19 protein-coding genes are annotated in these 16057 nt (G+C 36.9%); 13 read left to right on the top strand and 6 right to left on the bottom strand.

Going from position 1 to position 16057, the window contains the following annotated elements; all coding sequences use genetic code 11:
* Positions 1-27 precede the first annotated feature (27 nt).
* From SACI_RS04700 to SACI_RS04675, 6 genes are read left to right on the top strand one after another with little or no spacing between them, the layout of a single operon-like run.
* Positions 28-315, top strand: a complete 288-nt coding sequence (locus SACI_RS04700) for a hypothetical protein (protein ID WP_011277847.1) — start codon at positions 28-30, stop codon at positions 313-315.
* On the top strand, positions 302-1093 hold the full coding sequence (locus SACI_RS04695) for an HAD-IIA family hydrolase (protein ID WP_011277846.1): 792 nt from the start codon (positions 302-304) through the stop codon (positions 1091-1093). The genes SACI_RS04700 and SACI_RS04695 overlap by 14 nt, the downstream gene beginning before the upstream one ends.
* Positions 1094-1130: 37 nt before the next feature.
* Positions 1131-2831 (top strand): succinate dehydrogenase flavoprotein subunit, encoded by a 1701-nt coding sequence (locus SACI_RS04690; protein ID WP_011277845.1) that lies wholly within the window; start codon positions 1131-1133, stop codon positions 2829-2831.
* 1 nt (position 2832) lies between these two features.
* Entirely contained in the window at positions 2833-3786 is a 954-nt protein-coding gene (locus SACI_RS11830; RefSeq protein ID WP_011277844.1) for a succinate dehydrogenase/fumarate reductase iron-sulfur subunit, read from the top strand.
* A gap of 3 nt (positions 3787-3789) precedes the next feature.
* Positions 3790-4662 carry a CoB--CoM heterodisulfide reductase iron-sulfur subunit B family protein gene (locus SACI_RS11825; protein ID WP_011277843.1) on the top strand — a complete coding sequence of 291 codons (873 nt, stop codon included), beginning with the start codon at positions 3790-3792 and terminating at the stop codon, positions 4660-4662.
* Positions 4662-5030 (top strand): hypothetical protein, encoded by a 369-nt coding sequence (locus tag SACI_RS04675; protein ID WP_011277842.1) that lies wholly within the window; start codon positions 4662-4664, stop codon positions 5028-5030. The genes SACI_RS11825 and SACI_RS04675 overlap by 1 nt, the downstream gene beginning before the upstream one ends.
* A 125-nt stretch (positions 5031-5155) precedes the next feature.
* On the opposite strand, the gene SACI_RS04670 is transcribed toward SACI_RS04675, so the two are convergent.
* Positions 5156-6511 carry a vWA domain-containing protein gene (locus tag SACI_RS04670; protein ID WP_011277841.1) on the bottom strand — a complete coding sequence of 452 codons (1356 nt, stop codon included), beginning with the start codon at positions 6509-6511 and terminating at the stop codon, positions 5156-5158.
* Positions 6508-7611 carry an AAA family ATPase gene (locus SACI_RS04665; RefSeq protein ID WP_048054428.1) on the bottom strand — a complete coding sequence of 368 codons (1104 nt, stop codon included), beginning with the start codon at positions 7609-7611 and terminating at the stop codon, positions 6508-6510. Before SACI_RS04665 ends, SACI_RS04670 begins: the two co-directional genes overlap by 4 nt.
* A gap of 189 nt (positions 7612-7800) precedes the next feature.
* Here SACI_RS04665 and SACI_RS04660 point away from each other — a divergent pair, with 189 nt between their 5' ends.
* From SACI_RS04660 to SACI_RS04640, 5 genes are read left to right on the top strand one after another with little or no spacing between them, the layout of a single operon-like run.
* On the top strand, positions 7801-8241 hold the full coding sequence (locus SACI_RS04660) for an OB-fold nucleic acid binding domain-containing protein (RefSeq protein ID WP_011277839.1): 441 nt from the start codon (positions 7801-7803) through the stop codon (positions 8239-8241).
* A complete protein-coding gene (locus tag SACI_RS04655; protein WP_011277838.1) occupies positions 8238-8525 on the top strand; it encodes a PqqD family protein in 288 nt (95 codons plus the stop codon). Before SACI_RS04660 ends, SACI_RS04655 begins: the two co-directional genes overlap by 4 nt.
* A 35-nt stretch (positions 8526-8560) precedes the next feature.
* Complete coding sequence (locus tag SACI_RS04650) at positions 8561-10186, top strand: molybdopterin molybdotransferase MoeA (protein WP_011277837.1); 1626 nt, start codon at positions 8561-8563, stop codon at positions 10184-10186.
* Between the two features lie 33 nt (positions 10187-10219).
* Entirely contained in the window at positions 10220-11140 is a 921-nt protein-coding gene (locus SACI_RS04645; RefSeq protein ID WP_011277836.1) for a homoserine kinase, read from the top strand.
* Positions 11124-12245, top strand: coding sequence for an aminotransferase class I/II-fold pyridoxal phosphate-dependent enzyme (locus SACI_RS04640; RefSeq protein WP_011277835.1), 1122 nt, complete (start codon positions 11124-11126; stop codon positions 12243-12245). Before SACI_RS04645 ends, SACI_RS04640 begins: the two co-directional genes overlap by 17 nt.
* On the opposite strand, the gene SACI_RS04635 is transcribed toward SACI_RS04640, so the two are convergent.
* Both SACI_RS04635 and SACI_RS04630 read right to left on the bottom strand, forming a co-directional pair.
* Positions 12240-12554, bottom strand: a complete 315-nt coding sequence (locus tag SACI_RS04635) for a hypothetical protein (protein WP_011277834.1) — start codon at positions 12552-12554, stop codon at positions 12240-12242. The two genes, SACI_RS04640 and SACI_RS04635, sit on opposite strands and share 6 nt — an antisense overlap.
* A complete protein-coding gene (locus SACI_RS04630) occupies positions 12533-13069 on the bottom strand; it encodes a hypothetical protein (RefSeq protein ID WP_011277833.1) in 537 nt (178 codons plus the stop codon). Before SACI_RS04630 ends, SACI_RS04635 begins: the two co-directional genes overlap by 22 nt.
* A gap of 131 nt (positions 13070-13200) precedes the next feature.
* Here SACI_RS04630 and SACI_RS04625 point away from each other — a divergent pair, with 131 nt between their 5' ends.
* Together SACI_RS04625 and SACI_RS04620 are read left to right on the top strand one after the other, a co-directional pair.
* On the top strand, positions 13201-14193 hold the full coding sequence (locus tag SACI_RS04625; protein ID WP_011277832.1) for a DUF1152 domain-containing protein: 993 nt from the start codon (positions 13201-13203) through the stop codon (positions 14191-14193).
* A 28-nt stretch (positions 14194-14221) separates the two neighbouring features.
* A complete protein-coding gene (locus SACI_RS04620; protein WP_011277831.1) occupies positions 14222-14767 on the top strand; it encodes a hypothetical protein in 546 nt (181 codons plus the stop codon).
* Here the strand turns inward: SACI_RS04620 and SACI_RS04615 are convergent.
* Together SACI_RS04615 and SACI_RS04610 are read right to left on the bottom strand one after the other, a co-directional pair.
* Positions 14750-15286: an RNA-processing protein gene (locus SACI_RS04615; protein WP_011277830.1), complete on the bottom strand. Its 537-nt coding sequence runs from the start codon at positions 15284-15286 to the stop codon at positions 14750-14752. The genes SACI_RS04620 and SACI_RS04615 overlap by 18 nt on opposite strands.
* Positions 15287-15300: 14 nt before the next feature.
* Positions 15301-16056, bottom strand: a complete 756-nt coding sequence (locus tag SACI_RS04610; RefSeq protein WP_011277829.1) for a serine protein kinase RIO — start codon at positions 16054-16056, stop codon at positions 15301-15303.
* Position 16057 lies beyond the last annotated feature (1 nt).

Here is a 16057-nt window from a genome sequence, read left to right as displayed (position 1 = left end):
TCTCTTACGCCAGCGGGTGAAATTTAAATGTTGCTATCAAAAGATGATATAGGTGTCGATAGGCTCGTTAGACATAAAATTAATGATTGTGAAGTCTACATAGCTGAGAAGAAAGGTAAAGTGATTATAATAGCTTTGTATAGAGGAATACATTCACTTTATTTCAAGGTTGCACCATCTTATGCCGGTTCGTGGGACTGTGAGGAACTGGAATATTATCCATTTGGATACTATGGATTTATAAGAGATGAGAAAGAGCTAGTACCAAAACTCATAGAAAAAATTAGTGAGCTAGAGAAAAATGAGCTTATATAACTATGATCTAATTATAAGCGACATAGATGGCGTCATACTGAGAGAAGGAGAACCAATATGGCCAAACTTTTTAGCAATCAAGAAACTATCCGAAGCCGGTAAGAAGGTACTTTTATTAACTAATAATTCAGGCTTCAGTAGAGTCTTACTATCACGGCAATTAAGCTATTTAGGCTTGAAGATAAGTCCAGAATATATTGTTACTAGTGGTACAGCAACTGCAATATACATGAAGGAGCAATCAAACATTAAGACAGTTTTCGTGGTTGGCGAAGAAGGATTAATTGAGGAATTGAAAAACTTTGGATTTGAAGTACTGGGTATAAGAGAAGCTAATGAGGAGACACCTGATGCAGTAGTTATTGGTCTTGATAGGTTAAGCACTTATGAAAAATTGTCTACAGCAATGAGATCAGTATATAAAGGGTCTAAGTTTATAGTCACTAACATGGATAGATTATGGCCGTCTAAGGATGGGCTTAAATTAGGAGCAGGCGCAATAGCCTCAACAATAATTTATGCGTTAAAGAGAAATCCTGACTTTATAGCAGGAAAACCCAACATCTGGATGATAAAAGTAGCATTCAAGATTGCTGGATTGAAGGATTTTTCTAGAGCAATAATGATTGGAGATCAGTTAGAAACTGATATAAAAATGGGATTAAATGCTAATATAGACACTGTGTTAGTTTTAACTGGTATAAACACAAGGAAGGACTTGGAGGCATCGGATATAAAACCAAAATTTGTGGTTAATACATTAACAGAGTTACTATAACAAATACTTTTTATCTTTTAACTAGTTTAAATCAAATATGGAAAAGCTAAGTTATGACGCCGTGATTATAGGAGCTGGTCTAGCCGGTCTAATGGCTGCACATGAGATATCTAAGGCTGGCTATTCTGCTGCAGTAATATCTAAAGTATTTCCTACTAGATCTCATTCAGCTGCCGCAGAAGGAGGTATAGCAGCCTACGTAAATGGTAACTCAGATCCTAATGATAGCCCCGACTATATGGCATATGATACAATAAAGGGAGGCGATTATTTAGTAGATCAGGATGCTGCTGAACTGCTAGCTTATAAATCAGGTGAAATTGTAGAGTTGCTAGAAAAGTGGGGAGCATTATTTAACAGACAGCCAGATGGAAGGATAGCCTTAAGATACTTCGGTGGTCAGACCTACCCAAGAACTAGATTCGTTGGAGACAAAACAGGTATGGCATTACTTCATACTTTATACGAGAGAACCTCAGGATCTGGAAAAGTAGACTTCTATTTTGAATGGTTTGCTTGGGAGTTAATTAGAGATGAGAGTAGGGTAAGAGGAGTAGTAGCTTTTGACATGAGAAACATGGTACCATTCTTCTTTAAGGCTAAGGCAGTTGTCATAGCCGCTGGAGGTATGGGAATGCTGTATAGACACACCACAAATAGCTATATCGGAACAGGTGACGGTTATGCAATGGCTCTAAGAGCTAGAGTAGCACTGAAGGATCCTGAGTTTGTCCAATTCCATCCCACAGCGTTATATCCATCTGATATACTAATAAGTGAGGCAGCTAGAGGTGAAGGTGCGGTTTTAAAGAACGCTAAAGGAGAAAGATTTATGACTAGGTATGCTCCAAAGAAGTTAGACTTAGCACCAAGAGATATAGTTTCAAGAGCTATAATAACTGAGATTAAGGAAGGACGCGGTTTTCCAGGTGGATATGTAGGGTTAGATATATCGCATTTAGGTGAAGAGTACATTAAAGAAAGATTAGCCTTAGCTTATGAGGCAGCAAAGACATTCTCTGGAGTTGATGCAACTAAAGAGTTGATTCCCATAAGACCAGCTCATCATTACTATATGGGAGGAATAGATGTTGATATTACAGGTAAGAACCCAGATGTAATAGGGTTATTTGCAGCCGGAGAAGCAGCCTGTGTATCCGTACACGGAGCTAATAGACTGGGGTCTAATTCTCTTCTAGAAACATTAGTTTTTGGAAGAGAGACAGGAAATGAAGTAGTTAAATTCTTACAGTCCTTTACAGAGCCCTCATCAGATATAGACAAAGAGGCTGAAAAGGCTGAACAAAGTGCATATGATATTGTGAAGAAAGAATCTGGTGTTCATTTCGGTGATATATTAGAAAAATTGAGAGATTACATGTGGGAGTTCGTAGGAATATACAGGGACGAAAATGGGTTAAAGAACGCTGTCTCAGAAATCCTAAAGTTAAGGGAACAAATGAAGAATATGTACGTATTGGACAAAAGTAAAGTTTACAATACAGAGTTTTATAACGCCCTAGAACTTAAGAATATGATTGACCTAGGTTTGGTAATCGCAAGTACTGCCTTAAACAGGAAGGAATCAAGAGGAGCCCATTACAGAACAGACTATCCAAAGAGAGATGACCAAAACTGGCTCAAACACACTATAGCATATCTATCAGGAAACACTGTAGAAATAACTTATAAGCCAGTTAAAATGACCAAATGGAAGCCTGAAGAAAGGGTGTATTAAGATGTCCCTGAAGAATGAAGAAGCAGAGGTTATAATAAAAGTAAAGAGATACACACAGGAAAAGGGGTTCTATTGGCAAGAATATAAGCTAAAGGTCGATAGGTTTACTCAATTTACTGAAGCACTAAGGAGGATAAAAAGCGAGCAGGATCCCACTTTAGCATATAGAGCTTCATGTCACATGGCGGTTTGTGGAAGCTGTGGGATGAAAATAAATGGTGAACCTAAATTAGCATGTAAGACTCTAGTGCTTGATGTCATAAAGAAATATGGTAGTAACGTTATAACCATTGAGCCCATGGATTATTTCAAACCTGTTAAAGATTTAGTGGTAGATTTGGATGACTTTTATAATAGGATGCACAAGGTAAAGCCTAGATTATATCCAAGTAATGAAGTATTAGAAGGTAAGGCTGAACATAGACTAAAACCAGAAGATCAAAAAGTATTATGGAAATTTGCCCAGTGTATATGGTGTGGATTATGTGTATCAGCATGTCCAGCAGTTCAAGAGGACCCTGAGTTCTTAGGTCCAGCAGCTCATGCTAAAGGTTTCAGATTCCTAGCAGATCCCAGAGATACAATAACAGAGGAAAGATTGAAGATACTTATAGACAGTGCTTGGAGATGCACTTACTGTTATATGTGCTACAACGTATGTCCTAGAGATATAGAGCCTGTTACAGCAATAAAGAAGACTAGAGCATTTAGTAGGCTTGCAAAGGATAAGACTGAGGTTATAAAGACAGGTGAGAAACACACTGAGGCAGTCCATAGCTCAATATTTGACTCAGGCAAGATAATGGGTTCCAGAGTTTACCTATCCACGTATGGTCTATTAGGCTCTATGAAAGAAATGATATTCCTTATGCAATCAGGAAAACTTAAATATGCTCTAGTCAAAGAGAAGGCAGTGGAAAACATCCAAGAAGTAAGAAAATTATTAAGGGGATAAGTTATGGCGTACGCATATTATCCAGGTTGTACGGCACATGGTTTATCAAAAGATATAGATATAGCTACAAAAAAAGTATTCGAAACGTTAGGACTTAAATTAGATGAGGTAAAGGACTGGAACTGCTGTGGCGGAGGATTTTATGATGAATATGATGAAGTAGGACATGTAGCATTAAACCTGAGAAACCTCTCAATCGTCGAAAAGATGGGCTATCAAAAGATGGTTACTCCATGCAGTGTTTGTCTACAAAGTCATAGATTAGCCACACATAAGTATAAGGAAAACAAGGACTTGAAAAAGGAAGTAGATGACAGGATAAAAGGAACCAGTGTAAGTTATTCTGGTAGTGCTCAAGCAGAACACATAGTTTGGGTATTAGTAAGAGATGTAGGGTTACAAAAGATAAAGGAAAGGATAAAGAGACAACTCACAGGTCTTAAAGTAGGAGCTTACTACGGATGCCAAATGCTCAGACCAGAAGAAATAATGGGTTTCGAGCCTGCATTTAACCCCCATAGTATGGAAGACCTTATCAGAGTGACAGGAGCAACACCAGTGTCATTTAAAGCAGCAAAGTCATGCTGTGGTTTTCCACTAATGGGTAGCAATCCCAAAGTTGGTTTAAGGTTAGCCTATGGCGTACTTAAGAGTGCAAAGGAGGAGCAGGCAGATATAATAATTCATCCTTGTTCCCTATGTCATTTACAGCTGGACAACTTACAGCTGAGAATAAAAGCTGAATTCAATGTGAATTGGGTGGTTCCAGCAATATATGTAACCCAGTTATTAGGATTAGCATTTGGATTTAGCCCCGAAGAACTAGGAATATCTAAACTAGCCCAAGAGGTTCTTGCATCAAGGGGTATAGTATAATGAGTGTTGAAGAAAATATATCAAATGTAATCACAAAAATTGGCGGAGATGTGAAGAGGAACTGGTACCCAGTAAGTGAAAGACCTGGTAAAGAACCTTTTGCAAAAGAAATTGAATATACAGTTGGAGATCTATATTCAGGAAAGATACACCTCAGAAATGAGGGCGATATTTACGTCTTCGTCGTTTCTAAATATGTTTTTAATTGGAAAGAAAAAACTAAGGACTTAAAAATAAAGGGTGAACTTATAGACGCTGCAGGAGGATTAATGTGGATTAAAGAAGAAAATGAAAAAAGCTTAGAGGAAGATATGAAGTTTTTACGAGATTACGTTAATTCAGCAAAAAGTTCTTCATCACAACACTGACTCAGTGTTCGGATCGTTCAACATCAATAAATTTTTATCCTATCCCTTTATAAAAATATTATTAACGGCCATACTCAGTTGACACCGTATTAACGGAGAATGATACTGAGGCCTCCTCTAATTTTTTAAGTTTCAACAACTCTCAATAAATCATCATGATCAAGTTTGTAAACTACTAGATATTTATCTGCAATCCTACGTAAGTCAGCATTATCTCCCCTGATCATAACGCTTATTAAAACAGAGTTAGCCTCTCTTAATGACCTTCTAACTGTGGTCTCAGCTATCTTATCTTCACCGTCTGTTAGTAATATCACCTCGCTAACACCCTTAACATGACCTTCTTTTATGTCCTCACATGCTGAAATTATGGATCTACTTATATCAGTACCTCCCCCACCTCTTATTTTGCCTATATATTCAATCATTTTTATTACATCCTTGCTCTTAGCGTTCTTCATAACTTTTATCAATGGATATGGTATATTATCAAAAAACCTGATGTAAAAATCTCTATTCTCCCTCCTTGCCCTATTATATAAGGATAGGGCAACGGCTTTTGCCCAAATGATCTTCTCACCATCCATACTTCCAGATTTATCCAGAAGTAAATATATAGGACCTAACGCTTCCTTAATCTTCTTCTGATATAATAGTAAGTCCGAGTCAGCGAATTTCACATAAAATAACTCGTCAGGTAACGCTAACTCTGAATAAACGATCCTTTCTAAATCGGAACCCTTCTCATAACCGTGCAATTCTCCTCTAGCATATCTTACAGTCCTCTTCTTAGTGTAGCTACCTAACCTTGGCATTCCATTCAGGAACTCCAATATCTTCTTAATCTCGGTGTTTCTGGCTAGTCTTAAGACCTCGTGAATCTCTCCTTCAAAGTTAAGTATAGAACCAGTACCTGCACCATTTCCTCCTACTATTCTTTGCATGTTCTTTACTGCCTCAGCATCTTCTACCGCTTTGCTCAATGCTTTTTCATGTACTTGTTTCATTAGTCTCTCCATCTTTTGATTCTCTTCATTATTTTTGGTATTGCTCTCTTTTCCGCCACTCCCCTTCATTAGACCGTTTAATATTTGTTCTGCCATTTCCCTCTCTTCTTGTGATTGGGATGTTCTTTTGATTCTCTCTAGCTCCTCAATCAAATTTTGAATGTAACTTACAGATAGAGCCATACTAACTGCTGAGTTAGCAATGGAGTAGTTTCTATTCTTTATAACCAACTCAGAATCCAACATCATGTTAATGAAGTTATACATTACCTCTTTTCCTTTGTTTACTTCCTCTTTCGTAACTGGAATTGGCATAGGTAAATAGTGAATGTAATAAGTATCTACTAAAAATCCGTCTTCTAGTTGAAGATCTTTACCGGTGAGTTTCTTAAGAGTGTAACCTAACCTTTCTCCTCTATATTTAACTAAGGGATCTAAATAATCGACTCCTCTTAAAAAACCATCCTCGCTCAAGGATATATCCCCAGCTTTCTTGCAACTTTTTCTAATAACTTATCTATTTCATTTATTACGTCTTTCGAGAATTCCTCCACTTTCTCATCTCCGCTTTCCTTACCTAAAGCGATTACTCTATCCCTCGTAGCTCTTAAGCTTCTTATTAACTCCACTAACCTGGGATCAGACTCATTAGCAGCATCCACATATTTTGTTGCCTCTTTTATGTTAGAGTAGATTTCATTAAGTTCTTTCATGTACTTAATTGGTGTTTTTAATTCCTCTGATAATAGGGCGGACACCTTTTCAAAATCATCAATCTCTTTGGGTGCAATATACTTCAGAACAATCAAGTCCTCTTCTATAGCCTTCAACCTACCATTCAGTAAAGCGTGAGATGCAGCTATCTTCAAAACTTTCCCCTTCCTTCTATCCGTTAAATGTATACCTTTTTCCTCTAACATTGCGTAAAGCTTTAGTAGTTTCGATTTTACAGCGGACAGATCTACTTGAGGTATTAGAGAGTATAACTCGTCTAATTGAGATACGGTCATGATTGTTTGACTTATATGCCATTTGTCTGAAAACTCATAGTCCCATGCTGAATTTATAAGGTCCTTCCACTGGTCTTCACTTACTGGTCTTGCGTAGTGCCTTAACAACAATCTATCATACAATGCGTCTAATTCTGGCTCATCTGGAACCCTGTTACTTGCGCTTATTAGTGTTCGTAGAGGAACTTTTATAACGTTATAACCGTCATATATAACTCTCTCATTTAATAAGGATAACAGCGCGTTTAATATAGCAGAATTTGCATTAAAAATCTCATCGAGGAAGGCAATTTCTGATTCTGGTAATCTGTCCTTGGTAATCCTTTTGTATATGCCTTGCTTCAGTGCATTTACATCTAATGCTCCGAATAATTCTGCAGGCTCGGTATACTTGGTTAACAAATACATGAAGAATTTTGCACTCATTAGATCTGCAGCTCTTCTAGCTAAAGCTGATTTGGCAGTTCCTGGCTCACCAATTAGTATTACGTGCTCTTTGGAGAGTAATGCTAACGTTAATACTCTTGCTTCCTCTTCTCTGCCTACAAATGGGGCAGATAACATTTCTAAAAATTTCTTTGGATAATCTAATAGATGATTGGCATTAACATTATTACTCACAGACTATCCCAATTTAATCTTATAATCTACTAGCTTAAAAACAAATGTTAGTAACTCTCAATAGGATTATAACACAGATTTTTATACCTGAATAGAGAGATATTATTTACAAAATTCGTGAGTCGAGAATAAATGGTAGACAAGGTAAATAGTTTAAAACCTGGAATGGAAAACGTAAATATAACTGTTAGAGTAATAGAAGCAAGCGAGCCAAGAGTTATACAAACAAAGAATGGGACAAGAACCATAAGCGAAGCAGTTGTTGGAGATGAAACAGGTAGAATAAAACTAACTTTATGGGGAAATCTTGCTGGAACTATTAAATCTGGTTCTGTGATAAAAATTGCAAATGCATGGACTACGGCTTATAAGGGTAAAGTACAGTTAAATGCGGGAAGCAAATCTAATGTTTCTGAGGCTGAGGATAACAATATACCCGAAGCTGAATCCATACCTGAAACAACACCTTCTGCAGGAGAATACAGAGGAGGAGGAAGAGGAGGCAGAAGATTCGGAGGAAGAAGAGGTGGATTTAGGCCGAGGAGAGAGAGCGAAGGAGAGGAAGATGAATGAATTTTGATGAAGTAAAAGATCTTAAGCCGCAAAAGGTAGGAGAACTGATTGATGTAACTAAAAGTGGAGAAGAAGAAGGTTACGTGATAAAGTTATCCGAAGAAAAGGTTTATGAGCTTGCACCTATAGCTTATTATGTTTGGGAATTATGTGATGGTAATCGAACTGTGACCGAGATTGTTGACAGAGCGAGTAATGATACAAATCTTCCGTCTGATCAAGTTCGAGAGCCAATTTTAACTGTATTGGACGAGTTGAAAAAAGCCGCATTAATCGTTATGTAAGTAAAGATATTATGTAGTTTTTTGAATATATTTTTATGAGAGCGATTCTTAAGGATTCAGAACTACTCTATCCTCAGGATGCTCTAGCTAAATTCCTAAACGAATTTGGAGTAAAGCAATTAGAAGTGGAAAGGATAAATCTTGAAGACTCGTTAAACAGGATTGTAGCTGAGGACATAATATCTGACATACCTTTACCCCCTTTCTCTCGATCCACAGTTGATGGCTTTGCGATAAAGCATGACCTTTGTCCTGGAGAATTTACAGTAATAGATAAGATTAGAATTGGCGAATTTAAGGAGATTAGGATAGGCAATGGAGAAGCAGTTGAAGTGGACACTGGTTCACCGATTCCTGAAGGGGCAACAGCAGTCGTTAAGGTTGAAAATACAGTAATTGAGGGGAATAAGGTAAAGGTAAGTAAGAAATTAAGTTTTGGTGAAAACATAGGTTGGATCGGCACAGACATACCTAAAGGAACATTGGTGGTAAGAAGAGGTGAGAGATTAAACCCTTATAAGATAGCCCTTTTGGCATCAATCGGAATAAGGCAAGTTTTAGTTTACAAAAGACCAAGGATATACATTATTATTACTGGAGATGAATTAGTAGAACCAGGTAAAGACCTTGATCCAGGAAAGATTTATGAGAGTAACTCGTACTACTTGCAAGCTTATTATTTATCTAAAGGCTACGATGTTATAAAAAGGACTCATGTAAACGATGATAAGGAATTAATTAGAAGAGAGATACTGGAAGGCATAGAAAAAGCAGACATCGTGATAGTAACAGGGGGGTCAAGTGCAGGAGAAAAAGATTATGTACATCAAGTGATCAAAGAGGAAGGTAAAATTATAGTTCATGGCTTAAAAATAAAACCGGGAAAGCCTGCAATACTGGCAGAAATTAAGGGTAAACCGGTTTTCGGATTACCAGGAAACATAACATCTACAATGGTGATAAATGAAGAAGTAGTTGATAAATACATAGATATAATGTATAACATTTCTTCTTATAGATATACCATAAAGGCAACTATAACAAATGAAGTAAAAGCAGATTATAATAGGACCACATATATTCCAGTCTATTTAATTAAAAAGGATGGAAAATATTACGCTATAGGGATGCCTTTTGACAGCTACATGATAGGAGTCTTTTCAACTGCAGACGGTTACATTATTATAAACCCAGGAGAAAATATAGAAGAGGGAAGTGAGGTAAGTGTTTACCTTAGATCACTAGATGAGAGACCCGTTTACATAGGTGAAGAAGAGCCTACGCTATATCCAAGAGGATTTAGAGTGCTACCCTTTGGATCTTATATAGGACTTAAGGCAATCAAATACGGTATAGGGGATGTTATCGTAATAAGTAATTTATATGATTCTAACTTTAAGGGAGATTTAAGTAAGGAGAGAAACGTTATAGAGACAGGTGAAGGTAGTGAGTATGTGGGGTACCTGGAGTGGGTAGGATTAAGTAAATTAGTAAAAGACCCTGTAGTCAAATTAAGATACCCCTCAGTTGCCCTGCAATTAATGGATAAGGCGAAAATTATTATCCCAGATACGTTCCATAAGGACGGTAAAGTAATAGGTAAGGAAAAATTAGAAATTATTGTAAGGAATCCAGATATTAAGAAATATTTTAGGGGTTAAACATTTTTAATCTGAAAAGACAGAATCATCAACATGTTAATTAAAGCATACTCCTCTTCAGCTAATCTTGGAGCAGGATTCGACATATTGGCATTAGCACATAACGCCTTTGAAGACAGTGTTGAAATGGAAGCGATTCCAAACTCAACTTTGCAGGTTCTCGTCACTGGTGATGGTGTTCCCAATGAGGTAGATAAGAACTCAGCTTCTTATGCAGTATACAGGTTATTGAGCGAACTTGATGTAAAAGTCAAAGTTAAAATGAAAGTTATTAAAGGAATACCTGCAGGCTTAGGGTTAGGAAGCAGTGGAGCTTCTGCTGTCGCAGCTGTAGTTGGTGTAAATAATTTGCTTAAATTAGGTTTAGATAAGCAAGAGTTGGTTAGAGCCTCAATGATCGGAGAAATAGCATCCTCAGGCTCTGCTCACCCTGATAATGTGGCAGCAAGTGTCTATGGAGGGGTAGTAGCTGTATTAAACACTGAACCAGTTACAGTTTCTCCCATTCCGGTTAACTTAAATTTCTCCTTATTACTATTCATTCCAGTTTTACAGCTTAAGGATAAAACTAAGAAGGCACGTGAAATGCTTCCCCGTAATGTGGAATTAGGTAAGATGGTTAGAAATTCAAGATATCTTTCCTCTACAATTTTAGGACTTGTTAAAGGTGATAGGGAATTATTGAGATTGGGTTTGAATGACGAGATAGTAGAAGTAGCGAGGAGTCCACTTTTCCCACATTATGAAAAACTTAAGAAAATTTCCATAGAAAATAACGCAATTGGTGCGTGTGTAAGTGGGGCTGGTCCTACAATTGCAGTGTTCGTTGATGAATATAGTGATAAAAACAAAATTAAAAAGGAGGGACTTGAAATCTGTGAAACATACTCACAGAAGTGTTTAGTCAAGGAAGCTAAGATAGCAGGGGGTGCATGGGTTGAGAGATGGAACTAAAGCTACATTTGAAGGAACAGACGAGAAAACTGGCGCTATTACTACACCAATATATCAGACTACATCCTTTGAATTTCCTATCGGGGAGAAATTCAGGTATACAAGAGAGGCAAACCCGACTGTACTAAAGTTGGCAGAGATGATTGCTAGTTTAGAAGAAGCAGAAATGGGTGTGGTATTTTCCTCAGGTATGGGAGCGATATCTACTGTAGCTTTTACCCTTTTAAAGCCAAATTCATCAGTCCTCATCCATAGGGACATGTTTGGTAGATCATACAAATTCTTCACTGAATTTATGAAAAATTGGGGTGTAAGAGCTGAAGTTGCTGAACCTGGAGAGGTCATAGAGAAGGCTAAGGAGAAAAAATACGACATGGTATTTGTGGAGAGTATTTCAAACCCCACATTAAGAGTTGTAGATTTACCTGAGTTGGCTAAAATATGTAAAGAAAATAATGTGCTATTGGTTGTAGACGGAACATTCGCTACGCCAATTAACCAGAAACCTATTGTCCAAGGAGCAAATATTGTAGTACATAGTGGATCAAAGTTCATTGCAGGACATAATGATGTAATAATTGGAGTGGCTTGTGGTAACAACGAATTAATGAATAAAATTGATCTTACTAGAAGGAGTTTAGGTACATCTGCAGATCCACACGCGTCATATCTTACTATACGAGGAATGAAGACACTGAAGGTAAGAATGGATGTTATAAATTCTAATGCACAAAAGATAGCGGAGTTTCTCCAAGAGCATCCAAAAATATCCAGAGTATATTATCCCGGAATAAAGGTGCATCCTGATTATAATACAGCCAGGAGAGTTTTGAAGGCAAACGGGGGAGTTGTAAGCTTCGAGATCAAAGGTTCTCAAGAAGACTCCATAAAATTAATGAATAGACTTAATGTAATACTTTCTGCCCAAACATTAGGGGGTGTGAACTCCACTATATCCCATCCTGCAACAATGAGCCATAGGAGTTTAACACCAGAAGAAAGGAAATTGGCTGGGATTACACCTAATATGTTGAGACTTTCTGTAGGTATAGAGGAAATAGAAGATTTAATCGAAGACCTAGATAGAGCACTATCAAACCTATAAGATAGCCTTTATCTCATGTTTTAATTCATCTTCTATCAAGGCTTTAATCTCATCTTTATGAAGACGAAGTAAGTGTAAATAGAGACCCTTCTTGGTAAATGGACCCTTGTTACACAATTTACAGTAAAGTAAATTACCCCTTTCTTCCACTAGCCAAAAAGACACCCTTTGTACTGAGGTTTTTGCAATATTCCTCATTGAAATTCCTACAAGTCTCTCTATCTCCTCGTCCTTAACAGAGATCTTACTAGCATACTTTGTGGTTACCTCAACTAACTTTTCCGCTGTTATTGATATTCCGCTATCCATTTCTGATCCCAAATACTTGCTATCCCTATAGCTAACACAAATATTGAGATAAGCCTCAATAATCGTTTATTGAGATCTCCAGTTATAAATTTTTGAATGTAAGATAAATCTACACCAAGAGCACGTAGGACTTTTTCGGTCCTTACTTCCACCTCCTGATAATTGAAAGGTACTTCACCCTCTTCCAGTTTCCTTTTAGCCTCTATAACAATTTCAAATGTTTCTCCCAGCTCGTCTTCAGATATGTCTGGAAATATCTTAGTCAGTTTCTTATTAATCTTACTCCCTACGACCTCAGCCATGCCGGGGACATAATCTAATGGTGCTACTGCCACTATCCACGCATCAGTATATTTTCTCACTGTCTCTTTTACTTCCTCACTCTCTCCCTCAAGCTCTTCAACTATTGAGGCCGCTGCTACGATATGTGCCAACGCTTCTCCTATTTTTAGGTCAGGTTCATAGGTATAGTAACTTGATACTTCATTTGAATTTAAATCAATTACATCGCTCATTGTATATACGCTATGTACTACATAAAGATTAAAAGTAAGCATCAGATAATACACGAAAAGTAAATCTATTACTATGCTAACTTCTCATTAGCTATACCAAAGTATAAAATGGGATAAGAGTTAAAAATCATGTGAAAGCCTTTATCTTCGGTCTGGGAGGAGGGGGAGATGTAGTATCAGCGTATATCGCTTATGAGTATTACAAACGCCTGGGTTACGATACTATACTCGGGGCAGTTACGTGGGAAAGGTATGTTGAGGATCCCTTACCTGGACCTATATGCGAGTTCATGAACGCAGATAACTTAAATGATGTAATTACTAAATTGAACAAGGAATCTTATTCTATAAGAAATGGTAGAGTAGTTATCCCTCAGATCGTGAAAGTACTCAAAGTCCTAAATATAAGTGAGGGGTACTCAATTTGTATTCGTGAAGGTATTAGAAAGATAGCTCGAATGATTGATGAATTCGCGTTGAAGGAAGGAATTGATGTAATAGTAGGAGTAGATGCGGGAGGAGATGTACTTGCAAAAGGATGTGAGGAAACGTTAGGAAGTCCATTGATTGATTTCATCATGCTTAATGTTTTGACAGAAACTAAAACCAAATCTGTTTTAGCCACAATTGGTGCTGGTAGTGATGGTGAACTACAACAAGATTATATCCTAAGGCGGATAGCAGAGATAGCAACTAAGGGTGGTTTAAAGGATATAAAGGGAATAGACGAGGCAATATCACGAAAGCTAGACGAGATATTAAGCGTTGTTACAACTGAAGCTTCTAAGATACCCTTGGAAGCTTTTAGAGGACTATACGGGGAAGTTAGCATAAGAAACAATACTAGACGAGTCTTTGTTACACCCATCTCCGCAGTGATGTTTTTCATGGAACCCAAAATAGTTTATGAGACTTCTCCTATAGCTAAAGTCATCAAAGATTCTGAATCACTGGAGGATGCTAATGAAAAACTAAATAAAATGGGAGTTTACACTGAATATAATTTTGAACTTGATTTGTTCTCGAGGTTCGGAAATGATGCGACAAATGTTAAAGGCGATGAAATATCTAAAATTAGATCTGAAGGAAAAAGAAAACTAGGAGAGACTAAAATAAAATGCTAATACTAAAACTTTTAAATGATTATTAAAAATGTATCATGTGAGAATATTAGAAGAGCTAAGACAAGAATATGATTTGACTGATGATGAAATTGAGTACGCGATTGATAAGGCGAGGGGAATAATTCTCGGGTTCGCTATGGAAATGAAAGCGATGAAAGTTTTACAGGATATGAATTTTATGAATGTCAAGTATGTTGATCTACCAACACATGACATTGAAGCAGAAAAAGATGGAAGCAAATATTATGTGGAAGTAAAGGCGACAAAAAAATCACCCACTAGAGAATATAGCGCACATAAGATAGCGATGATAGCTAGATTGGACGGAACCCACTTGACATTGGTCATGACTCCGAGCCCCCATTTGTTTAATACGGAAGAGGTCTTGAGCGAACCTAAAAGATTACTGTTTAATGTTTTTAGGTATATTTACAGTAACAATGTAGAAAAACTAAAGGAAATAACTTCTGATGACAAATACAAGACAATTCTTAGCAGTTATGAAAAAGTGATAAAAATCTACACTACAAGATATAACAAGGATGCACTAAGCCTTTTAGAGACCTTCCTTTAAATTTCTATTAACGTTAGATAACATAGCGTATCTTTCTGCCTTATCCAGGTACTTGTATACAGTGTTGTGCTCTTTACCCTCAATAAGTAATTCGATAGCCCTTTTAGCGATACTTAATTGCTCTATGTTTCCCAAAAGTCCGATCTCATGATCCTTTACTAGGACTATAACACCTGTGTATTCTTCTATTGTCCTCTTAGTTTTACCTTTTTCACCTATCACCCTACCTTTTATCCTCCTCAAAGAATTTACCGAATTAGTGAATTCCTTTAAGTTTATGATTTCAAGTCCATAATCATCACTCATAAGTCTCATGGCATCATTTGGTTCAAAACCAAAACCTAAGGCGTTTATTACCGATATGACTTTCATGGCATTATATGAATTATTATCCTTTGGAATAACTCTGATCTGTTTAGTCACCTCGTCAAAATTAATGGTAGTATTACTTATTTCCTCAATACGTTTTGATAAAGTTTTAATTAAATCAAGCCTCTCATCTGGTACAGTCACATACATCATAGTTACTCATATTAAATTTTAATAAAACGAGTTAATATTTCCGTCTCGCTCATCACATTTATACCATTATTCATAAAGAAAGAATTAATATTTCGAATATCTCTGACTAAAAATTCCCTCGCGTTCGGATGAGTCAGATCTATGGCTTGGCTAACATCTATTATATACGGTTTACCATCAAAAACCATAATGTTATATTCACTTAAATCCCCGTGAACTAATTCTGCTTTATTCGCCATTATGACAACTTGATCTATTATAGTTTTATACAAGTCCTCATTGACGTCTTCAGAACGTAATTCCTTTAGTAGTGGTGCTCTAATACCGTTATCACCTATGAATTCCATAATTAATATGTTCTTGTGAACGTATATCGGCTTAGGTACTGAGACACCTGAATCATACATTTTAGAGAGATTTTTGAACTCTTTTTTAGCCCACACTTCTATAAGTTTTAGTGTGTTTGAAGCCCTTACACCCTCAAACCTTGGATCGCCAAAGGTATACCTCTCTATCGCTCTTTTGCTTGACGCAGTAGAAACGTAATAAATTTTTACTGCATACCACTCCTCACTCTCAGTTAGGGCTGGATATATCTTTGCCTCTTTACCAGCTGAAACTGCCCCATAAATAGTTTTTATATTTAATTTTCTTGAAATATAATATAAATCGGAATAAGTTCTTGTATCTAGAGTGGAGTCAACCACTTTAAATAAATCAGCATCTTTGATTCTTTTTTCCTCTTTTCTCCTTTTGTTTCGTGACAAA

Source organism: Sulfolobus acidocaldarius DSM 639, from assembly GCF_000012285.1.
Lineage (GTDB): Archaea > Thermoproteota > Thermoprotei_A > Sulfolobales > Sulfolobaceae > Sulfolobus > Sulfolobus acidocaldarius.
The sequence above is the reverse complement of the archived record's forward strand: the minus strand, read 5'-3'. Positions and strand labels throughout refer to the sequence as shown.

Excerpts from the sequence above, each read along its gene's own strand:
- SACI_RS04700 (WP_011277847.1), top strand. The coding sequence starts at position 28 with ATGTTGCTATCAAAAGATGATATAGGTGTCGATAGGCTCGTTAGACAT.
- SACI_RS04695 (WP_011277846.1), top strand. The coding sequence starts at position 302 with ATGAGCTTATATAACTATGATCTAATTATAAGCGACATAGATGGCGTC.
- SACI_RS04690 (WP_011277845.1), top strand. The coding sequence starts at position 1,131 with ATGGAAAAGCTAAGTTATGACGCCGTGATTATAGGAGCTGGTCTAGCC.
- SACI_RS11830 (WP_011277844.1), top strand. The coding sequence starts at position 2,833 with ATGTCCCTGAAGAATGAAGAAGCAGAGGTTATAATAAAAGTAAAGAGA.
- SACI_RS11825 (WP_011277843.1), top strand. The coding sequence starts at position 3,790 with ATGGCGTACGCATATTATCCAGGTTGTACGGCACATGGTTTATCAAAA.
- SACI_RS04675 (WP_011277842.1), top strand. The coding sequence starts at position 4,662 with ATGAGTGTTGAAGAAAATATATCAAATGTAATCACAAAAATTGGCGGA.
- SACI_RS04665 (WP_048054428.1), bottom strand. The coding sequence starts at position 7,611 with ATGTTATCTGCCCCATTTGTAGGCAGAGAAGAGGAAGCAAGAGTATTA.
- SACI_RS04660 (WP_011277839.1), top strand. The coding sequence starts at position 7,801 with ATGGTAGACAAGGTAAATAGTTTAAAACCTGGAATGGAAAACGTAAAT.
- SACI_RS04655 (WP_011277838.1), top strand. The coding sequence starts at position 8,238 with ATGAATTTTGATGAAGTAAAAGATCTTAAGCCGCAAAAGGTAGGAGAA.
- SACI_RS04650 (WP_011277837.1), top strand. The coding sequence starts at position 8,561 with ATGAGAGCGATTCTTAAGGATTCAGAACTACTCTATCCTCAGGATGCT.
- SACI_RS04645 (WP_011277836.1), top strand. The coding sequence starts at position 10,220 with ATGTTAATTAAAGCATACTCCTCTTCAGCTAATCTTGGAGCAGGATTC.
- SACI_RS04635 (WP_011277834.1), bottom strand. The coding sequence starts at position 12,554 with ATGGATAGCGGAATATCAATAACAGCGGAAAAGTTAGTTGAGGTAACC.
- SACI_RS04630 (WP_011277833.1), bottom strand. The coding sequence starts at position 13,069 with ATGAGCGATGTAATTGATTTAAATTCAAATGAAGTATCAAGTTACTAT.
- SACI_RS04620 (WP_011277831.1), top strand. The coding sequence starts at position 14,222 with ATGTATCATGTGAGAATATTAGAAGAGCTAAGACAAGAATATGATTTG.
- SACI_RS04615 (WP_011277830.1), bottom strand. The coding sequence starts at position 15,286 with ATGTATGTGACTGTACCAGATGAGAGGCTTGATTTAATTAAAACTTTA.